This window comes from Rhabdaerophilum sp. SD176 (genome assembly GCF_030143245.1).
GTDB lineage: Bacteria > Pseudomonadota > Alphaproteobacteria > Rhizobiales > Beijerinckiaceae > Rhabdaerophilum.
Genome location: NZ_JARJNS010000005.1, coordinates 310,335 through 336,659, shown reverse-complemented (window position 1 = coordinate 336,659; position 26,325 = coordinate 310,335). Strand labels below are relative to the sequence as shown.

Sequence of the window (26,325 nt, the reverse complement as noted above, 5' to 3'; positions counted from 1 at the left end):
GAAGAATGAATACCGCGCTTGCGCTCAAGGCCGCCCTCCTGGGCTTCATCGAGGGGCTCACCGAGTTCCTGCCGGTCTCCTCGACCGGCCACCTGATCCTGTTCGGGCATTACCTGAATTTCCATTCGCCCGGCCATAGTTTCGAGGTGCTGATCCAGCTCGGCGCGATCCTTGCCATCCTCTCGGTCTATTCGATGAAGCTGCTGGCTCTCGCGAAGGGCGCCTTCACGGACCGCCGGTCGCAGATGTTCATCCTGGCCATCCTCGTTGCGTTCCTTCCGGCCATGGTGATCGGCTATTTCGCGCGTGATTTCATCAAGGGCGTGCTGTTCAACCCGTTTATCGTCTGCATCAGCCTGATCTCCGGCGGGCTCATCCTGCTCGTGGTCGATGAAACCCGGTTCGAGCGCAAGGTCGAGGATGTGATGGACATCCCGCTGCCCATGGCGTTGAAGATCGGCGCCTTCCAGTGCCTCGCCATGATTCCCGGCGTCTCGCGCTCCGGTGCGACGATTGTCGGTGCGATGCTGATGGGCGCGGAGAAACGCGTGGCAGCGGAATTCTCGTTCTTCCTCGCCATGCCGACCATGGCCGGCGCCTTCGCCTTCGACCTGCTCAAGAGCTACAAGACGCTCGCCTTCGATGATGTGATGGCGGTGGTGATCGGGTTCGTCTTCGCGTTCATCACCGGGCTCATTGTGGTGCGCGGCTTCCTCGGCTTCGTTTCCAAGCACGGCTTCACGCCCTTCGCCTGGTGGCGGATCATTGTCGGCTGCTTCGGCCTCGCGGCCTGGTTCGTCTATCGCTGATTGTCAGGCTGCCTGGCTCCTGGATACTGGCGTTTTGGGCGCTGGTGTTTTGGGCTCGTGACGGCAGAGATCGGCAAGCGGGCAGCGCCAGCATTCGGGCTTGCGCGCCTTGCACAGGTAGCGCCCGTGCAGGATCAGCCAGTGATGGGCGTGCAGGCGGTAGGGCTCGGGGATGAGGCGGTCCAGCCCGGCTTCCACGGCTTCCGGCGTTTTGCCCGGAGCGATGGGCAGCAGGTTCGAGACCCTGAAGACATGGGTATCCACCGCGAAGGTCGCCTCGCCGAACGCCATGTTGAGCACGACATTCGCCGTCTTCCTTCCCACGCCTGGTAACGTGACCAGCGCATCGCGGTCGGCCGGCACCTCGCCGCCGAACCGCTCGATCAGTGCCTGGCTCAGCAGGATGACGTTCTTCGCCTTGTTCCGGAACAGGCCGATCGTCTTGATCAGGTCGCGCACACGATCCTCGCCAAGCGCAAGCATTTTTTGCGGCGTATCTGCTTCTGCAAAGAGTTTGCGCGTGGCCTTGTTGACGCCGGCATCGGTTGCCTGGGCCGAGAGCACCACCGCAACCAGCAGGGTGAAGGCATTGGAATGCTCGAGTTCGCCCTTCGGTTCCGGCTCGATCGCATGGAGCCGGCGGAACATCTCGGCGATTTCGGCGACGGGCCGACCCGTCGGGCGGGCCGGCTTGCGCTTCCCGGGGGCTGCGGATGCGGGCTTTTGTCTCACGGCGCTCATGACGGGTTGATTTTCCTCGGGAATGACCTGCTTTTCTAGAGCAGGCCCGGGAGGAAACCTAGCGTGTCCACGCCTCCGAACGACCCGATTTCACCGCTGGAGACGCCGCTCTTCGAGGCGACGCTGCATCCGCATCGTTCGCTGTCGCGGAACGGGCTCGCCTGGGTGATGGGCTTTGTCGGGTTGGTCGGCCTCGCGGTGTCGATTCCGTTCCTCATTCTCGGCGCATGGCCCATCGCCGGCTTCATGGGGCTCGATGTCGCGCTGATCTATGCGGCCTTCCGCTACCATAACGCCACGGCGCGGGCCTACGAGCAGATCGTCCTGTCACAGATCGAATTGCTGTTCCGTTCAGTAAGCTGGCGCGGCGTGGTCCGCGAGGTGCGGTTCAACCCGCTCTGGACGCGGCTCGAGAAGCAGGAGCATCCGGAATTCGGGATCGAGCGGCTGTCGCTTGTCCAGGGCCGCTCACGGGTGGAGATCGCCAGCATGCTCGGCCCAGACGAGCGGGCGGAATTCGCGGCCGATTTCCAGGAAGCCCTCGCCCGGTCGCGTCGCTGGTCGGCATGAAATCGGGTGGTGGCGGGAAGGTTCCGCGCCTAGATTGACGAGCATGGAGGTTTGCCATGCTCGATCGTCTTGCCGGACTGCCCGGCTCCCAGGCCGCGACGGATTACGCTCTCGTGCAGCGGGCGCTGCGTTTCATCACCGAGACCAGCCGGCACCAGCCCGGCATCGAGGAAATTGCCGCGTCAATCGGCCTTTCCCCGGGTGATCTGACCGCCCTGTTCCGGCGCTGGTGCGGGCTCACGCCCAAGGCCTTCCTGCAGGCGGTGACACTCGACAACGCCAAGCGCCTTCTCGATGACGGCATGCCGCTGCTCGACTGCGCCCTTGAGGTCGGCATGTCCGGCCCGTCTCGGCTGCATGATCTTTTCGTCACGCATGAAGCCATGTCTCCGGGCGAGTACAAGAATGGCGGCGCGGGCCTGCGGATCACCTACGATTTCGTGCCCTCGCCCTTCGGCATTGCACTGCCGATGATCAATGACCGCGGCCTGTGCGGCCTTGCCTTCTGCGACGAGGGCGGCGAGGCAGCGGCCTTCGAGGACATGCGCCGGCGCTGGCCGAATGCCGCCTACGAGCGGGATACCGCGAGGATCGCGCCCTTTGCTCGCCGGATTTTCGCCGAGGAAGCCTGGCAGCCGGACCAGCCGCTCAACGTATTCCTGATCGGCACGGATTTCGAAATCCGGGTCTGGCAGACGTTGCTGCGCATTCCGATGGGCCGGGCGACGACCTATTCCTCGATCGCGGCGGAACTGGACAATCCGAAGGCGGCGCGGGCTGTCGGCGCGGCGGTGGGCCGCAACCCGATCTCCTTCGTCGTGCCGTGCCACCGCGTTGTCGGCAAATCGGGTGCGCTAACCGGCTATCACTGGGGCCTGACGCGCAAGCGGGCGATGCTCGGCTGGGAAGCGGCGCAGGCGATCCGGCAGGGCGGCTGAACCCTGCGGGGCATTTGTCAGACCCGCTCCGGCATGCCAAAAGGCAGGATGATCCTCGACATCCTGACCCTGATCGGCTGGATCGGCGTCGTCGTCTTTGCGATTTCAGGCGCGCTCGTCGCCTCGCGCAAGGAGATGGACATCGTCGCCTTCATCTTCTTCGGCACTGTCACCGGGATCGGCGGCGGCACGGTCCGGGATCTCGTGCTCGGGGCGGTGCCGGTTTTCTGGGTGAAGGAACCGGCCTATCTGCTCGTCTGCGCGATCGCTTCGGCGGCGACGTTCTTTCTCGCCCATCTTCCCGAATCCCGTCTTCGGCTCCTGCTCTGGCTCGATGCAGCGGGCATGGCCGTGTTCTGCGTGCTCGGGGCCGAGGCAGCGCTGGGGCATGGTTTCCTCGTCGCCGTGACCTGCGGCGTAATGACCGCTGTGGTCGGCGGCTTCATCCGCGACATGATGGGCGCGGAAAGCCCGGTCATCATGCGCGGGGAGATCTACGCGACGGCGGCTTTCCTCGGCGCGGCGGGCTATCTTCTCGGGCTGGAATTCCTGCCGCGGGATCATGCCATCCTTTTCGGCGTGGCTCTGGCCTTCGTGCTGCGGGGCCTCGCCATCCGGTTCCGCTGGCGGCTTCCCGTGTACCGGAGGCGGCCGGGGCGGAGCCCGGAGGAAATCGGATTGTGACATTTTGGCGTCACCCACCCTTGTGGGGGCAAAAGGCGGTTCCTATATCGCTGCATGAGGCCGCGAGCGGGCAGGGAAAACCGCTCCCAGTCACGAAACGTTAACCGCAATTGGCAAGGTTCGCGCATCGCTCCGGGATGCGATGAACCGAACGCTCGCTCGAGAGGGGCTCGTCATGGGTAAAGTTATTGGGATCGATCTGGGCACGACCAATTCGTGCGTCGCGGTGATGGAAGGCTCCACGCCGAAGGTTATCGAGAATGCCGAGGGCGCGCGGACCACGCCGTCCATCGTCGCGTTCACGCCGGATGGCGAGCGCCTTGTCGGCCAGCCTGCCAAGCGGCAGGCCGTCACCAACCCCGAAAAGACCTTCTTCGCGATCAAGCGCCTGATCGGCCGTACCTATGCCGATCCGCTGACGCAGAAGGACAAGGGCCTCGTGCCCTATTCGATCGTCAAGGCCGATAATGGCGATGCCTGGGTCGAATCCGACGGCAAGAAGTATTCGCCCTCGCAAATCTCCGCCTTCACGCTGATGAAGATGAAGGAAACCGCCGAAGCCTATCTCGGCCAGCCGGTCGATCAGGCGGTCATCACGGTCCCGGCCTATTTCAATGACGCCCAGCGCCAGGCGACCAAGGATGCCGGCAAGATCGCCGGCCTCGAGGTTTTGCGCATCATCAACGAGCCGACAGCAGCGGCGCTTGCCTATGGCCTCGACAAGAAGTCAACCGGCACGATCGCGGTGTATGACCTTGGCGGCGGCACGTTCGACATCTCGATCCTCGAGATCGGCGATGGCGTGTTCGAAGTGAAATCGACCAATGGCGACACCTTCCTCGGCGGCGAGGATTTCGACATGCGCCTCGTCGAGTATCTCGCGGACGAGTTCAAGAAGGAGCAGGGCATTGACCTCAAGAAGGACAAGCTCGCGCTGCAGCGCCTGAAGGAAGCGGCGGAAAAGGCCAAGATCGAGCTGTCCTCGACGGCCCAGACCGAAATCAACCTGCCCTATATCACCGCCGACGCGACCGGTCCGAAGCATCTCACGCTCAAGCTCACCCGGGCCAAGTTCGAGGCGCTGGTCGATGATCTCGTCCAGCGGACGATCGAGCCGTGCAAGAAGGCCCTCAAGGATGCCGGCATCCAGGCAGGCCAGATCGACGAGGTTGTGCTTGTCGGCGGCATGACCCGCATGCCGCGGATCCAGGAAGTCGTGAAGCAGTTCTTCGGCAAGGAGCCGCACAAGGGCGTCAACCCGGATGAAGTCGTCGCCATCGGCGCCGCCGTCCAGGCGGGCGTGCTTCAGGGCGACGTCAAGGACGTGCTGCTGCTGGACGTCACGCCGCTCAGCCTCGGCATCGAGACGCTCGGCGGCGTGTTCACCCGCCTGATCGACCGCAACACCACGATCCCGACCAAGAAGAGCCAGGTTTTCTCGACCGCCGAGGACAACCAGAACGCGGTGACGATCCGGGTCTTCCAGGGCGAGCGCGAAATGGCAGCGGATAACAAGATCCTCGGCCAGTTCGACCTTGTCGGGATTCCTCCGGCTCCGCGCGGCATGCCGCAGATCGAGGTCACTTTCGATATCGACGCCAACGGCATCGTCAATGTGACGGCCAAGGACAAGGCCACCGGCAAGGAACACCAGATCCGCATCCAGGCTTCGGGTGGCCTCTCGGATGCCGACATCCAGAAGATGGTGAAGGAAGCCGAGGAGAACGCCGCCGAGGACAAGAAGCGGCGCGAGCTGGTCGAGGCGCGGAACGGCGCCGAGAAGCTGATCTTCGACACCGAGAAGTCGGTGAAGGAGCATGAGGCCAAGCTGGGCGCTGCCGAGAAGGACGCGGTGGAGAAAGCCGTGGCTGCCCTGCGCGATGTGCTCCAGGCTGAGGATGCCGAGGTGATCACCACCCGGACGAATGAACTCGTCCAGGCGGCCATGAAGATCGGCGAGACGATCTACAAGGCCGAGCAGGAAGCTGCCGCCAAGGCGGATGCCGAGAAGGATGGCGTGAAGACGGATGACGTGATCGACGCCGAGTTCAAGGATGTCTCGGGCGACGACAAGGGCAAGAAGTCGGCCTGATGTCGAGGAGGGGCTGCCCCTGCGGCCGCCCTGCCTTCCGGATCGCCCGGCGTGCCGCCGGGCTCCTTCCCGCCTGATCTGGAGCCATGCGCATGGCCAAGCGTGACTATTACGAGGTTCTGGGCGTTCCGAAGAATGCGGATGAAGCCGCGCTGAAAAGCGCCTTCCGCAAGCTGGCGATGCAGTTCCACCCGGACAAGAACCCGGGCGATGCGGAAGCCGAACGCAAGTTCAAGGAACTCAACGAGGCCTATCAGGTTCTCTCGGACCCGCAAAAGCGCGGCGCCTATGACCGGTTCGGCCATCAGGCCTTCGAAGGCGGTGGCGGCCCGGGCGGGCCCGGCGGGTTCGGGCCGGATTTCGCTTCGTCGATGAGCGACATCTTCGAGGATATTTTCGGCGATGTGTTCGGCGGTGGCGGACGGCGCAGTGGCGGGCGTGGCCGCGAACGCGGTGCCGACCTGCGCTACAATCTCGAGATCACGCTGGAAGAGGCCTACAAGGGCAAGAACGCGACGGTGAAGGTGCCGACCGCGATCACCTGCGAGGCCTGCTCCGGCACCGGCGCCAAACCGGGCTCCAAACCGAAGACCTGCGGCACCTGTGGCGGTGCAGGGCGCGTCCGGGCGACGCAGGGTTTCTTCTCGATCGAGCGGACCTGCCCGACCTGTGGCGGCCGCGGCGAGGTGATCGAGGATCCCTGCCGCAGCTGCGGCGGTGCGGGCCGCGTCACACGGGAGCGGACGCTCTCGGTCAATGTGCCGGCCGGCGTGGAAGACGGCACGCGGATCCGCCTGGCCGGCGAGGGCGAGGCCGGCATGCGCGGTGCGCCATCGGGGGATCTTTATATTTTCCTGTCGGTGAAGCCGCATGGTTTTTACAGCCGCGACGGCGCCGACCTTTTCTGCCGGGTGCCGATTTCCATGGTGGCGGCAGCCCTGGGCACAGAAGTGGCCGTGCCGACACTGGATGGCAGCGAGGCGAGGATCCGCGTTCCGGAGGGCACGCAGTCCGGCAAGCAGTTCCGCCTTCGAAACAAGGGGATGCCGATCCTGCGTTCGAAGGAAATGGGCGATCTCTATGTCCAGGCTGTCGTGGAAACCCCGCAGAACCTCACGAAGCGGCAGCGTGAATTGCTGGCCGAGTTCGAGAGCGCTTCGTCGAAGGAGACGAGCCCCGAATCCGCCGGGTTCTTCGCCCGCGTGAAGGATTTCTTCGGCGGCGCTCCGAACTGAATGACCAGGCCGGGCCGGCCTTAAGCCGGTTAGACTTGAAACCGACATGAATGGTGCTCATATAGCCGACCACCTTTTTGATCGCTCATCGCACAGGAAAAGACATTGTCGGGACACAACAGCCCCCTGGCCCCCTTCGGCGGGTTTCGTCGTCCAAGCCAGAAGACGGCAAAGCGGATCGCCCTCGACGTTCAACTCCAGGATGAGGCGAGGTTTCTGAAATCATGGCTTGACCGCCCTCTCATCACCGGCGCGGTTTCCCCTTCTGGCAAGCAGCTGGCCCGAACCATGGCGCGCTATGTCGACGTGACGGTCCCCGGTCCGGTGATCGAGCTCGGTCCGGGCACGGGCCCTGTGACGGAAGCGCTGATCCGCCATGGCGTGGCGGAAGAGCGACTGATCCTCATCGAGTTCAACCCGGATTTCTGCAGGCTGCTGCAGAAGCGCTTCCCGAAAGCGACCGTCATCGAGGGCGATGCCTACCGCCTGCAGGCGGCCCTTGGCCCGATGGTCGAGCGTGCGGCCGCGCTGGTTTCATCCCTGCCGCTCTTCACACGGCCGGAAAGCCAGCGTCTCGCCTTGCTGCATGGCAGCTTTGACCTGATGCATCCGGGAGCACCCTTCATCCAGTTCACCTATGCGACGGTCTCGCCGATCCCGCTGCGCAACCGGGACTTCGATGCCGAGGTCAGCCCGCGCGTCTGGCTGAACCTGCCGCCAGCCCGGGTCTGGGTCTATCGCAAGGGCGAGAACGCCTGAGCCTCGGCGGTCAGGGCGTTTCGAGCGGCGCCGTGATGCTCACTCCACGCTCCAGCCAACCCGGCACCGGCAGGTTCTTGCTGCGCAGGAAGTCCGGGTTGAAGAGTCGCGACGCATAGCGCGTTCCGTAATCGCAGAGAATCGTCACGATCGTGTGGCCGGGGCCCATCTCCCGCGCCAAGCGGATCGCGCCGGCAACGTTGATGCCGGAGGACGAGCCAAGCACGAGGCCTTCCTCCTCGATCAGCTGGTAGACGATACGCAGCGCTTCCTCATCCGGCACGCGGCAGGCGAAATCCGGCGTGAACCCCTCGAGGTTCTTCGTGATCCGCCCCTGCCCGATCCCTTCCGAGATCGAGGATCCCTCGGCCTTGAGCACACCCTCGCTGTAGTAGCTGTAAAGCGCGGCGCCGTGGGGATCGACAAGGCCGATCCGGACATCCGGGCGCGCGGCGCGCAGGGCCATCGCGGTGCCGACCAGAGTGCCGCCGGAACCGACCGCGCAGATGAAGCCGTCGATCTTGCCGTCAAGGTCACGCAGGATTTCGGGCCCGGTCGTCTCGATATGGGCCTGCCGGTTGGCGACATTGTCGAACTGGTTGGCCCAGACCGCGCCGTTCGGCTCGGTCTTCGCCAGCTGCTCGGCCAGCCGGCCCGAGACACGGACGAAATTGTTCGGGTTCGAATAGGGCGCTGGCGGCACCTCGATCAGGGTGGCACCGCCGGCCTTGAGCGCGAGTTTCTTCTCCTCGCTCTGGCTGTCGGGGATGACGATCACCGTGCGCAGGCCGAGCGTGTTGCCGACCAGCGTCAGCCCGATCCCGGTATTGCCGGCCGTGCCTTCCACCACCACGCCGCCGCGGCGGACGAGGCCTTTGGCAAGGGCATCCTTCAGGATGAAGAGCGCGGCCCTGTCCTTCACTGACTGGCCGGGATTGAGGAATTCCGCCTTGCCGAGGATCGTACAGCCGGTCTCCTCCGAGGCACGCTTCAGCCGAATCAGCGGCGTGTTGCCGATCGCAGGAACCAATCCATCAAAAATCATTCGACGTCTCCGGGCGGGGCTTGCAAGTCCTGCCCCTTCCTCTAAAGCCAGCAGCGTGCGGCAACAAGGCTGAGGTCAGGCATGACATCCATTCTCGTCTTTTCCGGCTCCACACGTCCGGCGTCGCTGAACCAGCGACTGGCCGATGTCGCCGCGCAGAAGCTGGAAGGGCTCGGCGTTACAGTGACGGCGCTGTCGCTTGCCGATCACGCGCTGCCTTTCGCCGATGATGACGGCCGGGCCGATCCCCCCTTCGCCGCGCGGGCATTGACGACGCAGGTGCTGGAGCATGACGGGCTCTTCATCGCCTGCCCCGAATACAATTCCGGCTATCCGGCCCTGCTCAAGAATGCGCTCGACTGGGTCAGCATGGTGCGCAAGGACGGGCCGGGCCTTGCCGGCAAGGTGGTGGCGCTCGGTGCGGCCTCGCCCGGCGCGCGCGGCGGCTATCGCGCGCTGACGCAGTTCCGCACGATGCTCGAACTGGGCTTCGGCGCCTTGGTCATTCCGGACATGGCCTCGGTGCCCTTTGCCAACAAGGTCCTGCCGGCCGAAGGCGGGCTGACCGATGAGGGCGCCAGCAAGTTCCTCGACGCCACGCTGAAGCGGCTGGTGCTGGAATGCCGCCGCAGCGCCGCCGTTCCGCGGCTGGAGAGCCCGTGATGCATCCCGGCGAACGCGTGATCATCGCCCTCGACCTGCCCGATACGCGGGCGGCCTCGGCCATGGTCGAAACGCTCGGCGATGCCGGCCGCTTCTACAAGATCGGCTACGAGCTGGCCTTTGTCGGCGGGATCGAGCTGGCCAAGACCCTGATCGCGGCAGGCAAGCATGTCTTTCTCGATCTCAAGCTGCATGACATTCCCAACACGATCGAAAAGGGCGTGAGCCAGATTGCCGGCCTCGGCGCGCGGTTCCTGACGGTCCATGCCTATCCGCAGACCATGCGGGCCGCCGCCAGGGGTGCTGCCGGCAGCTCGCTTTCGGTGCTGGGCGTCTCGGTGCTCACCTCGATGGATGATGCCGATCTCGTCGAAGCCGGCTATGCCCGTCCCGTCGCGGAGATGGTGCCGCTCCGGGCACGGCAGGTGATGGAGGCCGGGATCGGCGGGCTGGTCTGCTCCGCCACCGATATCGGCGTTGTCCGCGCCGCGGTCGGGCCCGACCTGCTGCTCGTCACGCCGGGGATCCGCCCCGCCGGCGATGCGGTGGGCGACCAGAAGCGCATCATGACGCCGCAGGATGCTGTCCGCGCCGGCGCCGACCATCTGGTCATCGGGCGGCCGATCACGGCCGCCCCGGACCCAGCCCTTGCGCTGGCCCGCATCCTCGACGACCTCGCCAAGACAGCCTGAAAGGAAACGCCATGCCCAAAGCCTATATTGTCGGCCGTGTCTCCGTGCATGACCCCGAGGCCTACAAGGCCTATGCCGCCAAGGCGAGCGAGGCGATCAAGAAATACGGCGGCACATTCCTGGCGCGTGGCGGCCGGTTCGAGATTGTCGAGGGCGAGGGCCGGACGCGCAATGTCGTGATCGAGTTCGAGAGTTTCGACGCCGCGAAGGCCTATTTCTTCTCGCCCGAATATACCGAGGCCCGCCGCCTCCGCTGGCCGGTCAGCGTCGGTGATTTCGTCATCGTCGAAGGCGTGTAAGGGAGGCCGGGATGAGCACCGCAACCAAGGCCTATTGGGTCGCCCGGGTGGATGTCAGCAATGATGACGCCTACCAGAAGTACCGCTCGCTGAACGTGATCGCCTTCGAGAAATACGGTGGCCGGTTCATCGTCCGCGGGCCGGCGGGCCTTGTCGCCAAGGGGCAGCCGCGCAAGCACAATGTGGTGGTCGAATTCCCGGATTACGACACGGCGGTCGCCTGCTACCACTCGCCCGAATACCAGGCGGCGAAGGTCCATCTCGACCAGGTCGGCGAAATCGATCTCGTGATCTGCCCGGGCTATGCGGGCTGAGCCGATGACGGATCCGATGCGCCTTGTGGTGGTGGGAGCGGGCGGCCGGATGGGCCGGGCTCTCGTGCGGGCCGTGACCGAAAACCCGGATACCGTGCTGCATGCGGCGGTCGAGCATGAGGCTTCGCCGCTGCTGGGGCAGGATTCCGGCGGGCTGGCCGGACTGACGCCGAATGGCATCCCGGTGACAAGCGATGCACTCGCGGCTTTCGTACGCGCGCATGGCGTGCTTGACTTCACCGCGCCGGCCGCGACATCCGGCTTTGCCGAACTGAGCGCGCAGGCCCGGCTGGTGCATGTCGTGGGCACGACGGGCCTCGGCGATGCCGATCTCGACCGGCTTGATGCCGCCGCGCGGCATGCCGTGATCATCCGCTCGGGGAATTTCAGCCTCGGCGTCAACATGCTGGCCGCGCTCGTCCGCCGCGCTGCGGCCTCGCTGGCGGCTGATTGGGATATCGAGATCGTGGAAATGCATCACCGGATGAAGGTGGATGCGCCATCCGGCACGGCCCTGCTGCTCGGCGAGGCAGCAGCGGCGGGCCGGCAAGTCGATCTTCGCAGCCAGTCTGTCCGGGCGCGGGACGGGCATACCGGGATGCGGGAGCCGGGAACGATCGGGTTCCAGGCCCTGCGCGGCGGCACTGTGGTGGGTGACCATACGGTCATCTTCGCCGGCAATGGCGAGCGGCTCGAACTCCGCCATATCGCCGAGGACCGCGGCCTGTTCGCACAGGGTGCCGTGAAGGCGGCCCTGTGGGGAAGAGGCCGGAAACCCGGCCATTTTTCGATGGACGATGTGCTCGGCCTGACCGGCTGAGCCCGGCGCCCGCCGGAAGCAGGGGTTGAAAGCCGGCCGCTTTCGCGCCAAGAGCTTTTGCCCCAAGAACCGGGCGCCCGCCTGCTTGCGGCTCCTGCACCGGAACATGGAATCACCGGGACTTTCTTGCCGAAGGATTTGTCGATGTCTGACCGCCTGCTCGTGCTCTGCCGCCATGGCCAGAGCGAATGGAACCTGAAGAACCTCTTCACCGGCTGGAAGGACCCTGCCCTGACGGCGCAGGGTGTCGAGGAAGCCAAGGCCGCCGCGGTACGGCTCAAGGGCGAGGGAATCGGCTTCGATATCGCCTTCACCTCCGATCTCAGCCGTGCGCAGCATACTTGCCGCCTGATCCTCGAAGGGCTGGGCCAGCCGGGGCTCGAGACGATCCGCGATGTGGCACTGAACGAACGGGATTACGGCGATCTGGCCGGCCTCAACAAGGACGATGCCCGTGCGAAATGGGGCGAGGAGCAGGTGCATATCTGGCGCCGCTCCTACGACATCCCGCCGCCCGGTGGCGAGAGCCTGAAGGACACTGCGGCGCGCGTGCTGCCCTATTACATCCACCGCATCCTGCCGCAGGTGCTCGGCGGCAAGCGCGTGCTGGTCGCGGCGCATGGCAATTCGCTGCGGGCCCTGATCATGGCGATGGAAGGCCTGTCAGGCGAGGCGATCATCGCCCGTGAACTCGCCACTGGCGTTCCGATTGTTTATCGGCTCAATCCGGATTCGACGATCGCCTCGTGCAAGGAACTTGCCTGAAGGGCCCGCTGAGCGGCGGGCCTCCTCATTCAGGCCCGTTTGTCGAAGCGCGGCTTGGCCGGATCACCCTGCGGGCGCGGCGCCTCGGCGGCGGGAGAAGACGCCGGTTCGGCCGAAGCTTCTGCCTCGACCGGCGGGCGGGCCGGGCCGCCCTTTGACACACCGACCATCGCGGGGCGCAGGGTGCGCTCGCCGATCGTGTAGCCGGGCTGGACGACCTGCATCACGGTGCCGTTCGGCTGGGTCTCGTCCGGGATTTCGAACATGGCCTGATCGCGATGCGGATCGAACCGCTCGCCCACCGGCACACGCTTCTTCACGCCATGGCGCTCGAGCGCCTTGATCAATTCGCGCTCGGTCAACTCGACTCCATCGATCAACGCCTGGACTGCCGGCTCGCGTTCGACCGTCTCGCCTTCCTCGGGCTTGGGCAGCGCATCGAGCGCGCGGCGGAGATTGTCCGCCGTGCTGATCATGTCACCGGCGAATTTGGTGATCGCATAGGCGCGCTGGTCCTGCAATTCACGCTCGGTCCGGCGGCGGAGATTCTCCATTTCGGCCAGGGCGCGCAACAGCCGGTCCTTCAGGTCAGCATTTTCCCGCTCCAATGTCGCCAGACGTTCGGCATCCGGCACCGTCGACGGGGCATCGGCCGCGTTGGCCGCGGGCTTGTTGTCCTGATCGCTGCTCATCGATCATCCTTCCACATCTTGCAAGGGATTGAGAATCTGAACCCGATATCAGGATTCCCTGCCGCAAAATCAAGCGGCGTTCGGGGAATTCGCCGGCTGGGCCGGATCGGGCTGGGAGAGGACGTCCAGCAGGGCCTTGCGCAGGCGTTGCTGGCGGGCTGCCTGCGAAATCTTTCCCCCGGTCAGATCGGTCACGTAGAAGACGTCCACCGCCTTCTCGCCATAGGTGACGATGCGCGCGGAATTGATGTTGAGGTTCTGCTTGCCGAACTCGGTCGTCAGCTCATAGAGCAAGCCGGGCCGGTCGAGGCCGGTCACCTCGACCACGGTCGATTTCGAGGAGAGCTCGTTGTCGATCGTGACATCCGGCGCAACGCGGAAGGCCTGCGAAACCGTGGTCTGGGCGCGGCGCGACGCCACGATTTCCGGCAGGCGGACCTCGCCTTTCAGTGTCGCGACGATGTGCCTCGCCACCCGCTCGGCCCGGCGCATCTCGTCGGCATCCTGATTGAAGGCCCGCGAAATGGTGATCGTATCGAGGGCGAACCCGTCCTGCGTTGTTGAGATCTGGGCTTCCACGATATTCGCGCCGGCGGCGGCGCAGGCGCCGGTGAGGATCGAGAGCAACCTCGGATGGTCGATGGCGAGCACCGCCAGTTCCGTCACGCCGCGGAAGGCATCCGTTGCAGTCTCGACCTGGAATCTGTCTCCGAGTTTCTCGGCCTTCTCGACCAGCCGGGCATGCTGGATCTGGTGGGCGAGATCGACCTTCATCCAGTAGGCCGGGTTATGGCGCTGGGCAAAGGCGCGGAAGCGCTCGTCGCTCCAGTCCGGCAGTTTCTCGCGCAGGGCGCGCTGCGCAAGCTGGATGCGTTCGCCCCGTTCGGCGCCGCCGTAATCGCCGGAGAGCATCATCTCGGTCTCGCGATAGAGCGAGCGCAAAAGCTGGCCCTTCCAGCCGTTCCAGACGCCGGGCCCGACGCCGCGGATATCGCAGACTGTCAGCACGAGCAGCAGGCGCAGCCGCTCCATCGTATGGATGTTCTCGGTGAAGGTCGCGATGGTGCGAGGGTCGGAAATATCGCGGCTCTGCGCGGACTGCGACATGATCAGGTGGTTCTCGACCAGCCAGACGACCGTGTCTGTTTCCTGCGGCGTCAGGCCAAGACGCGGGCAGAGCTGGCGGGCGATGCGCGCGCCAACCGCCTCGTGCGATTCCCTGCGGCCCTTGCCAATATCGTGCAGGAACAGCGCGACATGGAGCAGCCGGCGGTTCTGGATCAGAGGAAGGATGTGGTTGGAAAGCGGCAGCTCCTCGCGCAATTCGCCGCGTTCCAGCTGCGCCAGAACGCCGAGGCACCGGAGGGTGTGCTCATCCACCGTGTAATGATGATACATCGAGAATTGCATCATCGCGGAAATGCGGGCGAAATCCGGGATGAAGCGGCCGAGGACACCGGATTCGTGCATCAGGCGCAGCACCGTATCCGGCTGCCGGCGTGAGGTCAGGATCTCGAGGAAAAGACGGTTGGCCTCCACATCCTGCCGGAGCGATTCGTCGATCAGCCGCAGCGACAGCGTCACCAGCCGGGTGGCATGCGGGTGGATGGGCAACTGGTCGCGATCAGCATACCAGTAGAGGCGGATCAGGTTGACCGGATCCTCGCGGAACACATCCGGCCCCGATGTCGAGATGCGGTTGTTCTGGAGCACGAAACTGCGCGTGCCGGAAAGCGGCTTCGCGCGGCCGCGCAGACGCCCGACGACGCGGGAAAGCAGCGCCCTGGGCTTTTCGTCGCGTGCTTCCAGCGCAGCGGAGACGATGGCCGAGAGATCGCCGACTTCCTTGGCGATCAGGAAGTAGTGCTTCATGAACCGCTCGACCGCGCTGGTCGGGCCACGATCCCGGTAGCCCATGCGTTCTGCAATCAGGCGCTGCACATCGAAGGTCAGCCGCTCCTCGGCCCGACCGGTCGCGAAATGCATATGGCAGCGGACGCGCCAGAGGAATTCCTCGCAGCGGCGGAACAGGCCAAGTTCGCGCGCGGTAAAGACGCCGACGCGGACAAGCTCGCGCGGATCCTTGATGCGATAGGCGTATTTCACGATCCAGTAGAGGGTCTGCAGGTCGCGGAAGCCGCCCTTGCCTTCCTTTACATTCGGCTCGACAAGATAGCGCGACTGGCCGGCCCTGAGGATCCGCTCGTCGCGCTCGGCCAGTTTCGCCTGAACGAATTCCGTGGTGCGCCCCTGGACGACCTGCCGGTCGAAACGCTGCTGGAAATCCTCGAAAACCGTGCCGTCCCCCACAACCAGCCGCGATTCGAGCAGGGCGGTGCGGACCGTGAGATCCTCGCGGCCGACGCGGATGCATTCCTCGATGGTGCGGGTCGCATGCCCGACCTTCAGCCCGATATCCCACAGGGCATAGAGCATGGCCTCGGCGATGCTCTCGCCCCACGGCGTGGAGACCGGCAGCAGGAAGAGGATGTCGGTATCCGAGCCGGGCGCCAGCGTACCGCGGCCGTAGCCGCCGACGGCAACCACGGCGATCTTCTCGCCCGACGTGGGATTGTGCGCCCGGTAAAGCCGCTCGCGGGCAAGGTCGAACAGCGCCTCGATCACCATGTCCTGCGCCGTGGAAAGGATTCGCGCGCAGGCGAATCCGCCCTCGCGGCCCAGAACAGCCTCGGCTTCGATCCGCGCCTTGGCGAGGAAAGTCTTGGCGCGCTGGACGAAGACGCCGCGCGCCTGTTCTCCGGGCAGGTCGACCGGCATCGGCTCGGTCAGGCTCCCGGCCGCATGGCGCAGGAATTCCTCGCCCGCCCTCACCCGAGCCGCCTCTCGATCGCATCCCAGACCGGCACCGCCAGATCCGGGCCACCGAGCCGCTTGATCGCGCGGATGCCGGTCGGCGAGGTGACGTTGATCTCGGTCAGATTGCCGTCGATCACATCGATTCCGACGAAGATCAGCCCGCGCTCGCGCAAGAGCGGGCCAATGCGCTCGCAGATCTCGCGTTCCCTCGGGGTGAAGTCGGTCGATTCGGCAGCACCGCCGCGGACGAGGTTCGACCGGATGTCGCCCGCCGCCGGGACCCGGTTGACGCCGCCCATGGCGACGCCATCGACGAGGATGATGCGCTTGTCGCCGGCATGGACGGCCGGCAGGAAGCGCTGGATCATCCAGGGTTCGCGGGCAATGCCGGCGAAATGATCCATGAAGCCGTTGAAATTGAGGTCGTCGCGGGCGACCTTGAACACGCCCGCACCGCCATTTCCGTAGAGCGGCTTCATGACGAGATCGCCATGTTCGGCGCGGAAGGCCTCGATCTCGGCGCGATCGCGCGAGATCAGCGTCGGCGGCATCAGATCCGGGAATTCGGTGACGAGGATCTTTTCCGGCGCATTGCGCACATGGGCCGGGTCATTCACCACCAGCGTCCGGGGATGAACGCGTTCGAGCAGGTGGCTGGCCGTGATATAGGCGAGGTCAAAAGGCGGGTCCTGCCGCATCAGCACGACATCGAAGGCCGAAACGTCGAAGCGCTCGGACCCGCCGAGGGTGACGTGGTCGCCCACGACATCGCGGACATGGGCCGAGCGCATCCTGGCGGTCAGGTGGTTGTCGCACAGGGTCAGGTCTTCCGCGCCGTAGACATGGAGCGAATGGCCGCGCGCCTGCGCTTCCAGCATCAGCGCGAAGGTTGAATCCCCGGCAATCTTGATCTTCTCGATCGGGTCCATCTGGACGGCGATTTTGAGCGCCATAGTGCCTCCGGCTGCAGGTACCATCCCGATGGAGCCCTCTCCATCCGTCAGGCACGGTATTCCTGATTCCCCGCTTTTCCCAAAGGCGAACCGAGCCGGAAGCGCGGGAAAACACGGCTAGTCGAGCGGCAGGTCGCCGACCGCCTCGATATGGCGCGGCCAGCGGCCGGGCGCAACCAGGATCGCATCGCAGCGGATCACCTTCGGTTGTACCAGCCGACTGGCGAGGAAGGCGCGGGCTGGCCGGGCCATGCGGGCAAGCTTGGCTTCGGAAACCGCAGCGAGCGCCTCCTCGAGGCTCGGCCGGGCCTTCACCTCGACGAAGGCGAGTGTTCCGAAACGCTGGGCGATCAGGTCGATCTCGCCGCCGGCCCGGAGATAGCGGCGGGCGAGGATGCGGTAGCCCTTGGCCCGCAACAGCAGGCCGGCCCAGAACTCGGCATCGTGGCCGAGCAGGAAGGCCTGCCGGCGATCAACCTTCGTCATCCGGCGCCCCCTCGCCGAGCCGGAGCGCGCGCGCATAGACGCGCTTGCGCGGCAGGCCCAGTTCGGCGGCCACGAGATGGACGGCATCCCGCTGCGTATGGCCTTCCAGCGCCGCGCGGAGGGCGGAATCGATGGCTTCGTCGGTGAGGCCGGCCCCGGCTCCTGGCGGGCCGACCATCAGCACGACTTCCCCCCGGGGCGGGCCTTCCGTCGCGAAGGCAGCAGCGAGATCCGGCAGGAGGCCGCGACGGACGGTCTCGAATTTCTTGGTCAGCTCACGCGCGAGGGCCGCCGGCCTTTCGCCGAGGATATCGGCCATGTCGGCAAGCGATTCGGGCGTGCGGTGTGGCGCTTCGAAGAAGACAAGGGTGGCGGGAATGGCGGCCAGCTCGCCAAGCCGCCGTCGCCTTTCGGTGCTGCGCGAGGGCAGGAAACCCTCGAAGAAAAAGCGGTCACTCGGCAGGCCGGAGAGGACAAGGCCCGTCAGGACGGCGGAGGCACCCGGCAGGGCGGTCACGGGATGGCCGGCAGCAACAGCCGCCTCGACCAGCTTGTAGCCGGGATCGGAGACGAGGGGGGTGCCGGCATCGGAGACCAGCGCGAGGGCCTGCCCGGCGGCAAGCCGCTCCAGCACGACAGGACGCATCTCGCCGGCATTGTGCTCATGATAGGCCAGGATCGGGGTCGTGATGCCGTAATGGGCGAGAAGGACCTTCGTCACCCGCTTGTCCTCGGCGAGGATGGCATCGGCAGCGGCCAAAGTGGACAGGGCACGCAGGGTGATGTCGCCGAGATTGCCGATCGGGGTGGCCACGATATGCAGGCCCGGCTGAAGCCGATCGGCCTCGGCCGCCAGCCCCAGAACCGTGAATTGTGACGCCATGATGCGATCCAGCCTGTGCGACAAGCCCGCCAAGGCACGATTCGGGGCGGGATTCTCGCCTTGCTGCCACAGCGGAAGGCGGTTTGCAAAACAGCGATCCCGCATGAAGTGCCGTGGCACAGACAACATGGTTTGCAAATATCGTTAACGCTCTTTTCAAGTGATCCTTGAACTTGCCCCAATTTCTGGCTTTCGTGACTCTGGAAATGTGCCGGATTCCGCCTCGGGAAACCCGCACATGCGAGGGTGGAGTATCGCGATGACGGGTCGCAAGACTGTGGGCAACACATGGGAGCCGGCTCATCCGAAGCTGATCGGGGTGTCTTCCCCGTCGCGGCGGCGGCTCCTGGCAACGATCGGTCTGGCCAGTCTCATGGCTGGGTGCGCCGGGGGTCTTGATGGTCTGGTCGGCCCCGGGAGCGACGCGCCACCGCCCAATACGCCAACCGGCGATGTGATTGGCAACGGATCGGTCAAGGTCGGACTCATCCTGCCGCTCTCCTCGGCCAACGGCCAGGCGGCGGCACTCAGCCTGCGGAATGCCGCACAGATGGCGATCAGCGACTTCTCCGGCGGGCAATCGAGCATCCAGCTGCTGGTCCGGGACGACAAGGGCACGCCCGATGGTGCACGCCAGGCTGCGCAGGAACTGCTCGGCGAAGGCGTCGAACTGATCATCGGCCCGCTTTTCGCGCCTTCCGTGCAGGCCGTCGCTGCCGTGGCCCGGCCAGCCGGGAAGCCGGTCATCGCGTTCTCGTCGGATGCAGGCGCAGCGCAACGCGGGGTCTATCTGCTCAGCTTCCTGCCGCAATCGGATGTCCAGCGCGTCGTCACCTTTGCCGGCAGCCGTGGCAAGCGGTCCTTCTCGGCGCTCATTCCGCAGACGCCGTATGGCAATGTCGTCGAGGCCGAATTCCAGCAGGTCGCCAACCAGGGTGGCCGCCGCGTCGCGACCGTGGCCCGTTACCAGCCGGGCAACAAGGCGTCGATCGATGCAGCTGTCGCGCAAGTCAAGCAGGCGCAATCCTCGGCCGATACCCTGTTCATCGGCGAGGGCGCCGACGGAATCGGCGCCGTGACCCAGAGCATGGCCGCCGCCGGGCTGACGGGCCGCGACCTGCAGATCATCTCGACCGGGATCTGGAACGATCCGCGCGTGCATGGCATGGGCACGCTGGACGGCGCATGGTTCGCCGCGCCGGACAATGCCCGGTTCAACGCGCTGGCCGGGCGTTACCAGAGCCAGTTCGGCTCGGCCCCGACCCGCATCGCCACGCTTGGCTATGATGCGGTGACCCTCGCCAGCGCCCTGACGCAGAATTTCGGCACCCAGCGCTTCAGCGAGGCCACGCTGACCAATGGCAATGGCTTTTCCGGGCAGGACGGCGTCTTCCGGTTCCGGCAGAACGGCCTGAATGATCGCGGGCTCGTGGTCTACGAGATCCGTTCGGGCTCGGCCCGGGCCATCGCGCAGGCGCCGGGCAGCTTTGTCGGGGTGAACTGAAGCTCAGGCCGCGAGATCGGCCACGATCGCGTCGAGGACCGGAAACCCCTCGCGCGAAACACGAAGCCTGCCGTCGTTGCAAGGCTCGATCAAACCCTCCTCGGAGAGAGCGGCAATACGCCTCGCGTCGAACGCCTTGCCCTTGAGCAGGGCGAAGCGCTTCGGATCGATCCCTTCGCGCAGACGCAGGCCCATCAGCAGAAACTCATCGGCCTCGTTTTCATTGGAGAGCGTCTCGTCACCGACGATGCCGTGACCATCGCGCTCGACATAATCGAGCCAGGCTTCGGGCGAGCGCTCGGTCACCAGGGCGCGGCGCCCGCGCTCGGTGAAGAGGCGGCCATGGGCCCCGGGGCCAATGCCGGCATATTCGCCGTAGCGCCAGTAGAGCAGGTTGTGGCGGCATTCGTCGCCCGGTCGGGCATGGTTCGAGACCTCGTAGGCCGGCATGCCGTATTTGTCGCAGATCTCCTGCGTGGCCTCATAGAGGTCGCGGGCGAGATCATGATCGGGGATGACCAGCTTCCCCGCCTCGTGCAGCGCCTTGAACGGCGTGTCGGGCTCGATGGTCAGCTGGTACAGCGAGAGATGGGTGGGCGCGTGGGCCAACGCCTCGATCAATTCCTCGCGCCAGTCTGCCACCGTCTGCCCGGGCCGGGCATAGATCAGGTCGAACGAGAAACGCTGGAAGTGCTTGGCGGCGATGGACACCGCAACCAGCGCCTCGCCGACACTGTGCAGACGGCCGAGGGCCTTGAGGTCCGGCTCGACGAGCGATTGCACGCCGAGCGAGACGCGGTTGATCCCGGCGGCGCGATACCCGGCGAAACGACCGGCCTCGACGCTGGTCGGGTTGGCTTCCAGCGTGATCTCGCAATCGGGCGTCACCGACCAGTGGGCGCCGATAGCCTCGAGAATGGCGCCGACGGTTTCCGGCTTCATCAGCGACGGCGTGCCACCCCCGAAGAAGATCGAGCTGACCTGCCGTGCCGGTGCAAGGCTGGCCATATGGTCGATCTCACGGGCGAAAGCGGCGACGAAGCGCGCCTCGTCGATGCCGCCGCGCCGGACATGCGAGTTGAAATCGCAATAGGGGCATTTGGCCTGACAGAAGGGCCAATGAACGTAGACGCCGAATCCGGCGTCGAAAGGCGGTTGTGCGGGCTTCATCAGCGCTTTTCCGTCAATCCGGCTTTCGCCACCAGGCGAATGAAGGCCCGCGCGCGATGCGACAAGCCTTCAAGGCGGCCATCGATCTTGCGGATACCATGTTTTTCCTCGGCGGACATCTCGCCAAACGTCCTGTCATGGCCATCAGGCCGGAAGATCGGATCGTACCCGAAACCGGCGCTGCCCCTTGGCGGGAAGGTGAGCGCGCCGAATACGCGCCCCTCGGCGAGGAGTGTCTCCCCGTCAGGCCAGGCGACCATGAGCGCGGAGACGAAATGCGCGCGTGCGCCTTCCGGCTCGACCTCCCGCAGGCGCAATTCGTCAGCGACGCGGGCCATGGCCCGGCCGAAATCGCGCGGCTTGCCGGCCCAGTCCGCCGTGAAGAGACCGGGTGCGCCGTCGAGCGCATCGACCGCAAGGCCGGAATCATCCGCAAGCGCCGGCAGATTGGCCGCCCGCGCCGCCGCCAGCGCCTTGATGGCGGCGTTTTCGGCATACATCATCCCGTCTTCCTCGGGCTCGGGCAGGCCGAGTTCGCCCGCTGAAACGGTGGCGATGCCATAGGGGGCGAGAAGCTCGGTCATCTCGACAAGCTTGCCGGCATTATGCGTGGCGATGACGAGTCGCCCGGTGATCGGACGGGCCATGATTACCCCGCTATCGCGGTCTTCTGCAGCGCGACGAGTTCCTGGATGCCCTTGCGCGCAAGACCCAGCAGGGCGAGGAGGTTTTCCTCGGAGAAGGGCGCACCCTCGGCCGTGCCCTGCACCTCGACAATGCCGCCGCGGCCGGTCATCACGAAATTCGCATCCGTCTCGGCGTTGGAATCCTCGACATAATCAAGGTCGAGCACCGGATTGTTGCGGTAGATGCCGCAGGAAATCGCCGCGACATGATCCCGCAAAGGCATGGTGGTGACCATGTTGCGGGACTGCATCCACGCGAAGCAATCATGCAGCGCCACCCAGGCGCCGGTAATCGCCGCGGTGCGCGTTCCGCCATCGGCCTGCAGCACATCGCAATCGATGGTGATCTGCTTCTCGCCGAGGGCAGGAAGATCGACAACGGCCCGCAGCGCGCGGCCGATCAGCCGCTGGATCTCCTGCGTACGGCCGGAGGGCTTGCCCGCGGTAACCTCGCGGCGCGTCCGCTCCAGCGTGGCGCGGGGCAGCATCGAATATTCCGCCGTGACCCAGCCCTTGCCGGTGCCACGCAGCCAGGACGGTCCGCGCTCTTCGAGCGAGGCGGTGCAGAGCACATGCGTCTCGCCGAATTTCACGAGGCAGGAGCCTTCGGCATAGCGCGCGACATTCCGCGTGAGCGAGACCGCCCGCATTTCGTCGAGCGCGCGTTTCGAGGGACGCATGATGGCTTCTCCTGCGGCCCCGGGGAGCGGGAGCCGGCCGCGGCTTCTACGCGTGATTGCGCTGGCATTCAAGCCATACGAATGACAAGAGTGGTATTCCCCTTGCGAATGCCCTTGCGCATAGTGGCGGGGTGGGTCGACTTTCGGAGTGACCAGGAAAGGCCATGAAAAAAGACGGTGACATGACGCCACCGCCCGCGCTGGCCGAACTTGACCAGCGTTCGCGGGATATTTTCCGCCGGGTTGTGGAAGGCTATCTCGAAGCCGGCGAGCCGATGGGCTCGCGCAATATCTCGAAGTCCCTGCCGGTTTCCCTCTCGGCTGCCACCGTGCGCAACGTGATGCAGGATCTCGAGGATCTCGGCCTGATCTATGCGCCGCATATCTCGGCCGGCCGGCTGCCGACAGAGAAGGGCCTGCGGCTCTTCGTCGATTCCATCCTCGAGATCGGCGATGTCTCGGCCGAGGACCGTGACCGGATCGAAGCGCAGATCCGCGCCGGCGGGGCCGGGCGCAGCTTCGACGATGCCCTCGCCGAGGCGACGACCTTGCTTTCGGGCGTCAGCCGCGGGGCGGGCGTCGTCGTGACCTCGAAGTCGAACAAGCGGCTCAAGCATCTCGAATTCGTCCGGCTCGACCCGGAACAGGCGCTGGTCGTGCTCGTTTCCGATGACGGGTCGATCGAGAACCGCCTCGTGAACCTGCCGGCCGGCCTGCCGGCCTCGGCGCTGGTCGAGGCGTCAAACTACCTCAACCATCGACTGCGCGGGCGGACGCTCGGCGAGGTCAAGGCTGACATTGCCCGCAACCGGGCGGCCATGGAGGCGGAGATCAGCGAGCTTTCGGCCCGGCTGGTCGATAGCGGCCTGGCCAGCACCACCAGCGATGCCGGCGATATGCGCCTCATCGTGCGCGGGCAGGCCAACCTGCTCGAGGACCTGACGGCGATGACCGATCTCGAGCGGATGCGGCGGCTTTTCGCCGATCTCGAGCGCGAGAAGGATGTGATCGACCTGCTCAACCGGGCAGAGGAAGGCGATGGGGTGCGCATCTTCATCGGCTCGGAGAACAAGCTGTTCTCGCTCTCCGGCTCGTCGATGATCGCGGCGCCGTTCCGCGACAGCGAGCAGAAGATCGTCGGGATTGTCGGCGTGATCGGCCCGACGAGGCTCAATTATGCGCGCATCGTGCCGATGGTGGATTACACCGCGCGGGTGATGGGGAAGCTGCTCGAGCGGGGGTGAGCGAAACGCTCCTACGCCGCGATCAGGGCGGATTCGACCCGGTTGCGGCCGCCTTCCTTGGCGCGATAGAGCGCCTGGTCCGCCAGGCGCAGCAGGTCGGGCAGGTTGGCGCTGTCATGCGTGTCGATGGCCAGGCCGATACTGATCGTCACCGGGATCGTCCTGCCATCAAACAGCACCGGCGCGCCGGAGGTCACCGCCCGGATCGACTCGGCGAAGGCGGCAAGCTCGCGCTGGGTCAACCCGCTGACGAAAATGGCAAATTCCTCTCCGCCCTGTCGGCCCACCACGGAATGGGCCTGCATGCCCGCCGCAGCGGCGAGATGGCCCGCCACCTGGCGAATGGCCTCATCGCCCGCGTCATGGCCAAGGGTGTCGTTGATGCGCTTGAAATGATCGATGTCACAGATCAGCGCGCCGACCGGACGAACGGACAGCCGAGCCTCGGCCAGCAGGGCCTTCGCGGCCGCATCGAAGCCGCGCCGGTTCAGCAGGCCGGTCAGGGCATCGGTGCGGGCCATCCGGTCCAGTTCGGCCCGGGCGAGGTTGAGATCCCGCACGGTGATCAGCGCACGATGGACGACCAGCGGACAGATGATGGCCGGCAGGAGCGTCGAGACGACCAGCGTGTCGCGCAAGACCTTGCTTGCCGGCAGCGAGGTGGAAAGGTCAAAGCCGATATTGGCCAGCACCACCAGAGCGCTCACCAGAACCGAGATGACCACGGAGATGCAGGTCAGGACGAGGATCGCCCGCCGGATATCGGCATCGGTCAGGATCAGTCTCTTGGTCAAGCGCATCCGATCAGCCCCCCGCCGGGGTAACAATCGGGCTCGCAACCCTAAGGAAGCGTTGAATTCGGCAATCTCCGCCGCTCGATGCGTCGATCGAACGACGGGATGGTTAGGAAAGCAAAAAGCCGCCGGACGTGCGACCGGAAACCCGGTGCCTTCGCTTGCGGCCTGCCCGGAAAGACGGCGAGCGGTGGTTACGCCGCCATCTGGTTCTTCGGGGCGGCGCTCTTCACATCCTGGTCGACATGCGCCTCGAAGCGCTTGAAGTTTTCCTGGAACATCGCGACGAGCTTCTTCGCGGTCTCGGCGAAGGCTGCCTTGTCCTGCCAGGTCTTGACCGGATAGAGAATGTGCGGCTCGACGCCCGGCACCGAAGCCGGGACGGCGAAGCCGAAATACGGGTCGCGGCGGAAATCAGCCTTGGCGAGCGAACCGTCCAGAGCGGCCGAGAGCAGCCGGCGCGTCACGCGGATCGGCATGCGGCGGCCGACGCCGTGCTTGCCGCCGGTCCAGCCGGTATTGACCAGCCAGCAATCGACATGGTGCTTGGCGATGAGATCGCGCAGGAGATTGCCGTACACCGCCGGGTGGCGCGGCATGAACGGGGCGCCGAAGCAGGTCGAGAACACGGCTTCCGGCTCGGTCACGCCCTTTTCGGTGCCGGCCACCTTGGCGGTGTAGCCCGAGAGGAAGTGATACATGGCTTCCGCCGGCGTGAGCTTGGCGATGGGCGGCAGCACGCCGAACGCATCGCAGGTGAGCATCACGATGTTCTTCGGGTGGCCGGCGCGGCCGGTTTCCGAGGCGTTCGGGATGAAATGCAGCGGATAGGCACAGCGGGTATTCTCGGTTTTCGACCCGTCATCGAAATCCGGGATGCGGGTTTCGGGGTCGATCACCACATTTTCGAGCACCGTGCCGAAGCGCTGGGTGGTGGCGTAGATTTCCGGCTCGGCCTCGGCCGAGAGGCGGATCGTCTTGGCGTAGCAGCCGCCCTCGAAATTGAAGATGCCGCTTTTCGACCAGCCATGCTCGTCATCGCCGATCAGCGTGCGCGACGGATCGGCCGAAAGCGTGGTCTTGCCGGTGCCCGAAAGGCCGAAGAAGACGGCGGAATCACCCGCCGGGCCGACATTGGCCGAGCAATGCATCGGCATCACACCGGCTTCCGGCAGGGCGTAGTTGAGATAGGTGAAGACGCTCTTCTTCATCTCGCCGGCATAGGAGGTGCCGCCGATCAGCACGGTCTTCGAGGCGAAATCGACCGCGATCACGGTGCCGGTCCGGCAGCCATGGCGGGCGGGATCGGCCTTGAAGGACGGCAGGTCGACGATCGTCATTTCCGGCGTGAAGGCGGCGAGTTCGTGCAGTTCCGGCCGGATCAGCAGGTTGCGGATGAAGAGCGAGTGCCAGGCATATTCGGTGAAGACGCGCACCTTGACCCGGTTGGCGCCATCGGCACCGCCATAGAGATCCTGCGCGAACAGCTCCTTGCCCTTCGCATGGGCGCGGAAATCGGCGAGCAACGTCGCGAAATGCGCCGGGCTCATCGCGTTGTTGTTGTCCCACCAGACCGCATTCTCGGTACCGGCATCGCGGACAACGAACTTGTCCTTCGGCGAACGGCCGGTATGGATGCCGGTTTCCGCAAGCAGCGCCCCGCCAGCGGTGATCATCGCCTCGTTGCGGCGGATGGATTCCTCGTAGAGCGCGGGCGCCTCGAGGTTGAGAAGGAACCGGGCCGGAGCCTCGAAGCCGAACGTGTTCGGTCCCAAGGCCTTGTTGAAGACGCCTCTGGTTTCCATAGGTGCGGTCCTTCCCTGGTGCAGCCCGAAAGGGGGCAAAGGTGATGGCGGGCCCGAAGGCACCGCCATCGGCTGTCGCTTCGGGTCTCCCCTCCCGCGCGACAGCGATTGGCGGAGGCGAATAGCAGGAATCTGCCCTCAGGCAATGGGCTATTCGGCTAAATGTTCCAAAGATTTCCGGAAAA

Annotated in this window: 27 protein-coding genes; 15 read left to right on the top strand and 12 right to left on the bottom strand. The window is 65.4% G+C overall.

Translation table 11 applies throughout. The features are described 5' to 3' along the window. The first annotated feature begins 5 nt into the window (after nt 1-5). A complete protein-coding gene (locus P0652_RS13865) occupies nt 6-809 on the top strand; it encodes an undecaprenyl-diphosphate phosphatase (protein ID WP_284179417.1) in 804 nt (267 codons plus the stop codon). A gap of 3 nt (nt 810-812) precedes the next feature. Here P0652_RS13865 and nth read toward each other — a convergent pair whose 3' ends face one another. Further along, nucleotides 813-1,550 carry an endonuclease III gene (gene nth / locus P0652_RS13860; RefSeq protein ID WP_284179416.1) on the bottom strand — a complete coding sequence of 246 codons (738 nt, stop codon included), beginning with the start codon at nt 1,548-1,550 and terminating at the stop codon, nt 813-815. Nucleotides 1,551-1,613: 63 nt separating this feature from the next. On the opposite strand from nth, the gene P0652_RS13855 reads away from it, so the two are divergent. From P0652_RS13855 to P0652_RS13830, 6 genes are all read left to right on the top strand, one after another. Continuing rightward, a complete protein-coding gene (locus P0652_RS13855; RefSeq protein WP_284179415.1) occupies nt 1,614-2,120 on the top strand; it encodes a DUF2244 domain-containing protein in 507 nt (168 codons plus the stop codon). A 56-nt stretch (nt 2,121-2,176) separates the two neighbouring features. After that, a complete protein-coding gene (locus tag P0652_RS13850; RefSeq protein WP_284179414.1) occupies nt 2,177-3,058 on the top strand; it encodes a methylated-DNA--[protein]-cysteine S-methyltransferase in 882 nt (293 codons plus the stop codon). Nucleotides 3,059-3,106: 48 nt separating this feature from the next. Further along, a complete protein-coding gene (locus tag P0652_RS13845) occupies nt 3,107-3,742 on the top strand; it encodes a trimeric intracellular cation channel family protein (protein WP_284179413.1) in 636 nt (211 codons plus the stop codon). A gap of 175 nt (nt 3,743-3,917) precedes the next feature. Next, nucleotides 3,918-5,834, top strand: a complete 1,917-nt coding sequence (gene dnaK, locus P0652_RS13840; RefSeq protein WP_284179412.1) for a molecular chaperone DnaK — start codon at nt 3,918-3,920, stop codon at nt 5,832-5,834. Between the two features lie 92 nt (nt 5,835-5,926). Next, nucleotides 5,927-7,069, top strand: a complete 1,143-nt coding sequence (gene dnaJ, locus P0652_RS13835) for a molecular chaperone DnaJ (protein WP_284179411.1) — start codon at nt 5,927-5,929, stop codon at nt 7,067-7,069. Nucleotides 7,070-7,357: 288 nt separating this feature from the next. Then, a complete protein-coding gene (locus P0652_RS13830; protein ID WP_502947528.1) occupies nt 7,358-7,828 on the top strand; it encodes a class I SAM-dependent methyltransferase in 471 nt (156 codons plus the stop codon). A 10-nt stretch (nt 7,829-7,838) separates the two neighbouring features. Here P0652_RS13830 and P0652_RS13825 read toward each other — a convergent pair whose 3' ends face one another. Further along, nucleotides 7,839-8,873, bottom strand: a complete 1,035-nt coding sequence (locus P0652_RS13825) for a cysteine synthase A (protein ID WP_284179410.1) — start codon at nt 8,871-8,873, stop codon at nt 7,839-7,841. Between the two features lie 81 nt (nt 8,874-8,954). Between P0652_RS13825 and P0652_RS13820 the strand changes: the two genes are divergently transcribed. The 6 genes from P0652_RS13820 (at nt 8,955) to P0652_RS13795 (ending at nt 12,426) form a co-directional block, all read left to right on the top strand. Beyond that, a complete protein-coding gene (locus P0652_RS13820) occupies nt 8,955-9,536 on the top strand; it encodes an NADPH-dependent FMN reductase (protein ID WP_284179409.1) in 582 nt (193 codons plus the stop codon). After that, a complete protein-coding gene (pyrF, locus tag P0652_RS13815; RefSeq protein WP_284179556.1) occupies nt 9,536-10,228 on the top strand; it encodes an orotidine-5'-phosphate decarboxylase in 693 nt (230 codons plus the stop codon). Before P0652_RS13820 ends, pyrF begins: the two co-directional genes overlap by 1 nt. A gap of 11 nt (nt 10,229-10,239) precedes the next feature. After that, on the top strand, nt 10,240-10,527 hold the full coding sequence (locus tag P0652_RS13810; protein WP_284179408.1) for a DUF1330 domain-containing protein: 288 nt from the start codon (nt 10,240-10,242) through the stop codon (nt 10,525-10,527). Between the two features lie 11 nt (nt 10,528-10,538). Next, entirely contained in the window at nt 10,539-10,841 is a 303-nt protein-coding gene (locus P0652_RS13805) for a DUF1330 domain-containing protein (protein ID WP_284179407.1), read from the top strand. A gap of 16 nt (nt 10,842-10,857) precedes the next feature. Further along, complete coding sequence (gene dapB, locus P0652_RS13800; protein WP_284179555.1) at nt 10,858-11,661, top strand: 4-hydroxy-tetrahydrodipicolinate reductase; 804 nt, start codon at nt 10,858-10,860, stop codon at nt 11,659-11,661. Between the two features lie 144 nt (nt 11,662-11,805). After that, nucleotides 11,806-12,426: a 2,3-bisphosphoglycerate-dependent phosphoglycerate mutase gene (locus P0652_RS13795; protein ID WP_284179406.1), complete on the top strand. Its 621-nt coding sequence runs from the start codon at nt 11,806-11,808 to the stop codon at nt 12,424-12,426. A 29-nt stretch (nt 12,427-12,455) separates the two neighbouring features. Here the strand turns inward: P0652_RS13795 and grpE are convergent, their stop codons facing one another. The 5 genes from grpE to rsmI form a co-directional block, all read right to left on the bottom strand. Further along, nucleotides 12,456-13,118 (bottom strand): nucleotide exchange factor GrpE, encoded by a 663-nt coding sequence (gene grpE, locus P0652_RS13790; protein ID WP_284179405.1) that lies wholly within the window; start codon nt 13,116-13,118, stop codon nt 12,456-12,458. Nucleotides 13,119-13,187: 69 nt separating this feature from the next. After that, entirely contained in the window at nt 13,188-15,896 is a 2,709-nt protein-coding gene (locus P0652_RS13785) for a [protein-PII] uridylyltransferase (protein WP_502947533.1), read from the bottom strand. 50 nt (nt 15,897-15,946) lie between these two features. Then, entirely contained in the window at nt 15,947-16,888 is a 942-nt protein-coding gene (gene gshB, locus P0652_RS13780) for a glutathione synthase (protein WP_284179403.1), read from the bottom strand. A 117-nt stretch (nt 16,889-17,005) separates the two neighbouring features. Further along, nucleotides 17,006-17,374: a YraN family protein gene (locus P0652_RS13775; RefSeq protein WP_284179402.1), complete on the bottom strand. Its 369-nt coding sequence runs from the start codon at nt 17,372-17,374 to the stop codon at nt 17,006-17,008. Further along, entirely contained in the window at nt 17,361-18,257 is an 897-nt protein-coding gene (rsmI, locus tag P0652_RS13770; RefSeq protein ID WP_284179401.1) for a 16S rRNA (cytidine(1402)-2'-O)-methyltransferase, read from the bottom strand. Before rsmI ends, P0652_RS13775 begins: the two co-directional genes overlap by 14 nt. Before the next feature lie 259 nt (nt 18,258-18,516). Between rsmI and P0652_RS13765 the strand changes: the two genes are divergently transcribed. Next, nucleotides 18,517-19,761 carry a penicillin-binding protein activator gene (locus P0652_RS13765; RefSeq protein WP_284179400.1) on the top strand — a complete coding sequence of 415 codons (1,245 nt, stop codon included), beginning with the start codon at nt 18,517-18,519 and terminating at the stop codon, nt 19,759-19,761. A 3-nt stretch (nt 19,762-19,764) separates the two neighbouring features. On the opposite strand, the gene hemW is transcribed toward P0652_RS13765, so the two are convergent. From hemW to rph, 3 genes are read right to left on the bottom strand one after another with little or no spacing between them, the layout of a single operon-like run. Then, nucleotides 19,765-20,931 carry a radical SAM family heme chaperone HemW gene (gene hemW, locus P0652_RS13760; RefSeq protein WP_284179399.1) on the bottom strand — a complete coding sequence of 389 codons (1,167 nt, stop codon included), beginning with the start codon at nt 20,929-20,931 and terminating at the stop codon, nt 19,765-19,767. Beyond that, nucleotides 20,931-21,578, bottom strand: coding sequence for a non-canonical purine NTP pyrophosphatase (locus P0652_RS13755; RefSeq protein WP_284179398.1), 648 nt, complete (start codon nt 21,576-21,578; stop codon nt 20,931-20,933). Before P0652_RS13755 ends, hemW begins: the two co-directional genes overlap by 1 nt. Before the next feature lie 2 nt (nt 21,579-21,580). After that, a complete protein-coding gene (rph, locus tag P0652_RS13750; RefSeq protein ID WP_284179397.1) occupies nt 21,581-22,297 on the bottom strand; it encodes a ribonuclease PH in 717 nt (238 codons plus the stop codon). A 164-nt stretch (nt 22,298-22,461) separates the two neighbouring features. On the opposite strand from rph, the gene hrcA reads away from it, so the two are divergent. Beyond that, entirely contained in the window at nt 22,462-23,541 is a 1,080-nt protein-coding gene (gene hrcA, locus P0652_RS13745; protein WP_284179396.1) for a heat-inducible transcriptional repressor HrcA, read from the top strand. A gap of 11 nt (nt 23,542-23,552) precedes the next feature. On the opposite strand, the gene P0652_RS13740 is transcribed toward hrcA, so the two are convergent. Continuing rightward, nucleotides 23,553-24,341, bottom strand: a complete 789-nt coding sequence (locus tag P0652_RS13740) for a GGDEF domain-containing protein (protein WP_284179395.1) — start codon at nt 24,339-24,341, stop codon at nt 23,553-23,555. A 188-nt stretch (nt 24,342-24,529) separates the two neighbouring features. After that, nucleotides 24,530-26,140 (bottom strand): phosphoenolpyruvate carboxykinase, encoded by a 1,611-nt coding sequence (locus P0652_RS13735; RefSeq protein WP_284179394.1) that lies wholly within the window; start codon nt 26,138-26,140, stop codon nt 24,530-24,532. Nucleotides 26,141-26,325 lie beyond the last annotated feature (185 nt).

Excerpts from the sequence above, each read along its gene's own strand:
- P0652_RS13735 (WP_284179394.1), bottom strand. The coding sequence starts at position 26,140 with ATGGAAACCAGAGGCGTCTTCAACAAGGCCTTGGGACCGAACACGTTC.
- rsmI (WP_284179401.1), bottom strand. The coding sequence starts at position 18,257 with ATGGCGTCACAATTCACGGTTCTGGGGCTGGCGGCCGAGGCCGATCGG.
- pyrF (WP_284179556.1), top strand. The coding sequence starts at position 9,536 with ATGCATCCCGGCGAACGCGTGATCATCGCCCTCGACCTGCCCGATACG.
- P0652_RS13850 (WP_284179414.1), top strand. The coding sequence starts at position 2,177 with ATGCTCGATCGTCTTGCCGGACTGCCCGGCTCCCAGGCCGCGACGGAT.
- P0652_RS13845 (WP_284179413.1), top strand. The coding sequence starts at position 3,107 with ATGATCCTCGACATCCTGACCCTGATCGGCTGGATCGGCGTCGTCGTC.
- hemW (WP_284179399.1), bottom strand. The coding sequence starts at position 20,931 with ATGAAGCCCGCACAACCGCCTTTCGACGCCGGATTCGGCGTCTACGTT.
- dnaK (WP_284179412.1), top strand. The coding sequence starts at position 3,918 with ATGGGTAAAGTTATTGGGATCGATCTGGGCACGACCAATTCGTGCGTC.
- P0652_RS13775 (WP_284179402.1), bottom strand. The coding sequence starts at position 17,374 with ATGACGAAGGTTGATCGCCGGCAGGCCTTCCTGCTCGGCCACGATGCC.
- rph (WP_284179397.1), bottom strand. The coding sequence starts at position 22,297 with ATGCGTCCCTCGAAACGCGCGCTCGACGAAATGCGGGCGGTCTCGCTC.
- P0652_RS13805 (WP_284179407.1), top strand. The coding sequence starts at position 10,539 with ATGAGCACCGCAACCAAGGCCTATTGGGTCGCCCGGGTGGATGTCAGC.
- dapB (WP_284179555.1), top strand. The coding sequence starts at position 10,858 with ATGCGCCTTGTGGTGGTGGGAGCGGGCGGCCGGATGGGCCGGGCTCTC.
- P0652_RS13795 (WP_284179406.1), top strand. The coding sequence starts at position 11,806 with ATGTCTGACCGCCTGCTCGTGCTCTGCCGCCATGGCCAGAGCGAATGG.
- grpE (WP_284179405.1), bottom strand. The coding sequence starts at position 13,118 with ATGAGCAGCGATCAGGACAACAAGCCCGCGGCCAACGCGGCCGATGCC.
- P0652_RS13865 (WP_284179417.1), top strand. The coding sequence starts at position 6 with ATGAATACCGCGCTTGCGCTCAAGGCCGCCCTCCTGGGCTTCATCGAG.
- P0652_RS13785 (WP_502947533.1), bottom strand. The coding sequence starts at position 15,896 with ATGCCGGTCGACCTGCCCGGAGAACAGGCGCGCGGCGTCTTCGTCCAG.
- P0652_RS13825 (WP_284179410.1), bottom strand. The coding sequence starts at position 8,873 with ATGATTTTTGATGGATTGGTTCCTGCGATCGGCAACACGCCGCTGATT.
- dnaJ (WP_284179411.1), top strand. The coding sequence starts at position 5,927 with ATGGCCAAGCGTGACTATTACGAGGTTCTGGGCGTTCCGAAGAATGCG.
- nth (WP_284179416.1), bottom strand. The coding sequence starts at position 1,550 with ATGAGCGCCGTGAGACAAAAGCCCGCATCCGCAGCCCCCGGGAAGCGC.
- P0652_RS13740 (WP_284179395.1), bottom strand. The coding sequence starts at position 24,341 with ATGCGCTTGACCAAGAGACTGATCCTGACCGATGCCGATATCCGGCGG.
- gshB (WP_284179403.1), bottom strand. The coding sequence starts at position 16,888 with ATGGCGCTCAAAATCGCCGTCCAGATGGACCCGATCGAGAAGATCAAG.
- P0652_RS13765 (WP_284179400.1), top strand. The coding sequence starts at position 18,517 with ATGACGGGTCGCAAGACTGTGGGCAACACATGGGAGCCGGCTCATCCG.
- hrcA (WP_284179396.1), top strand. The coding sequence starts at position 22,462 with ATGAAAAAAGACGGTGACATGACGCCACCGCCCGCGCTGGCCGAACTT.
- P0652_RS13755 (WP_284179398.1), bottom strand. The coding sequence starts at position 21,578 with ATGGCCCGTCCGATCACCGGGCGACTCGTCATCGCCACGCATAATGCC.
- P0652_RS13830 (WP_502947528.1), top strand. The coding sequence starts at position 7,358 with ATGGCGCGCTATGTCGACGTGACGGTCCCCGGTCCGGTGATCGAGCTC.
- P0652_RS13820 (WP_284179409.1), top strand. The coding sequence starts at position 8,955 with ATGACATCCATTCTCGTCTTTTCCGGCTCCACACGTCCGGCGTCGCTG.
- P0652_RS13810 (WP_284179408.1), top strand. The coding sequence starts at position 10,240 with ATGCCCAAAGCCTATATTGTCGGCCGTGTCTCCGTGCATGACCCCGAG.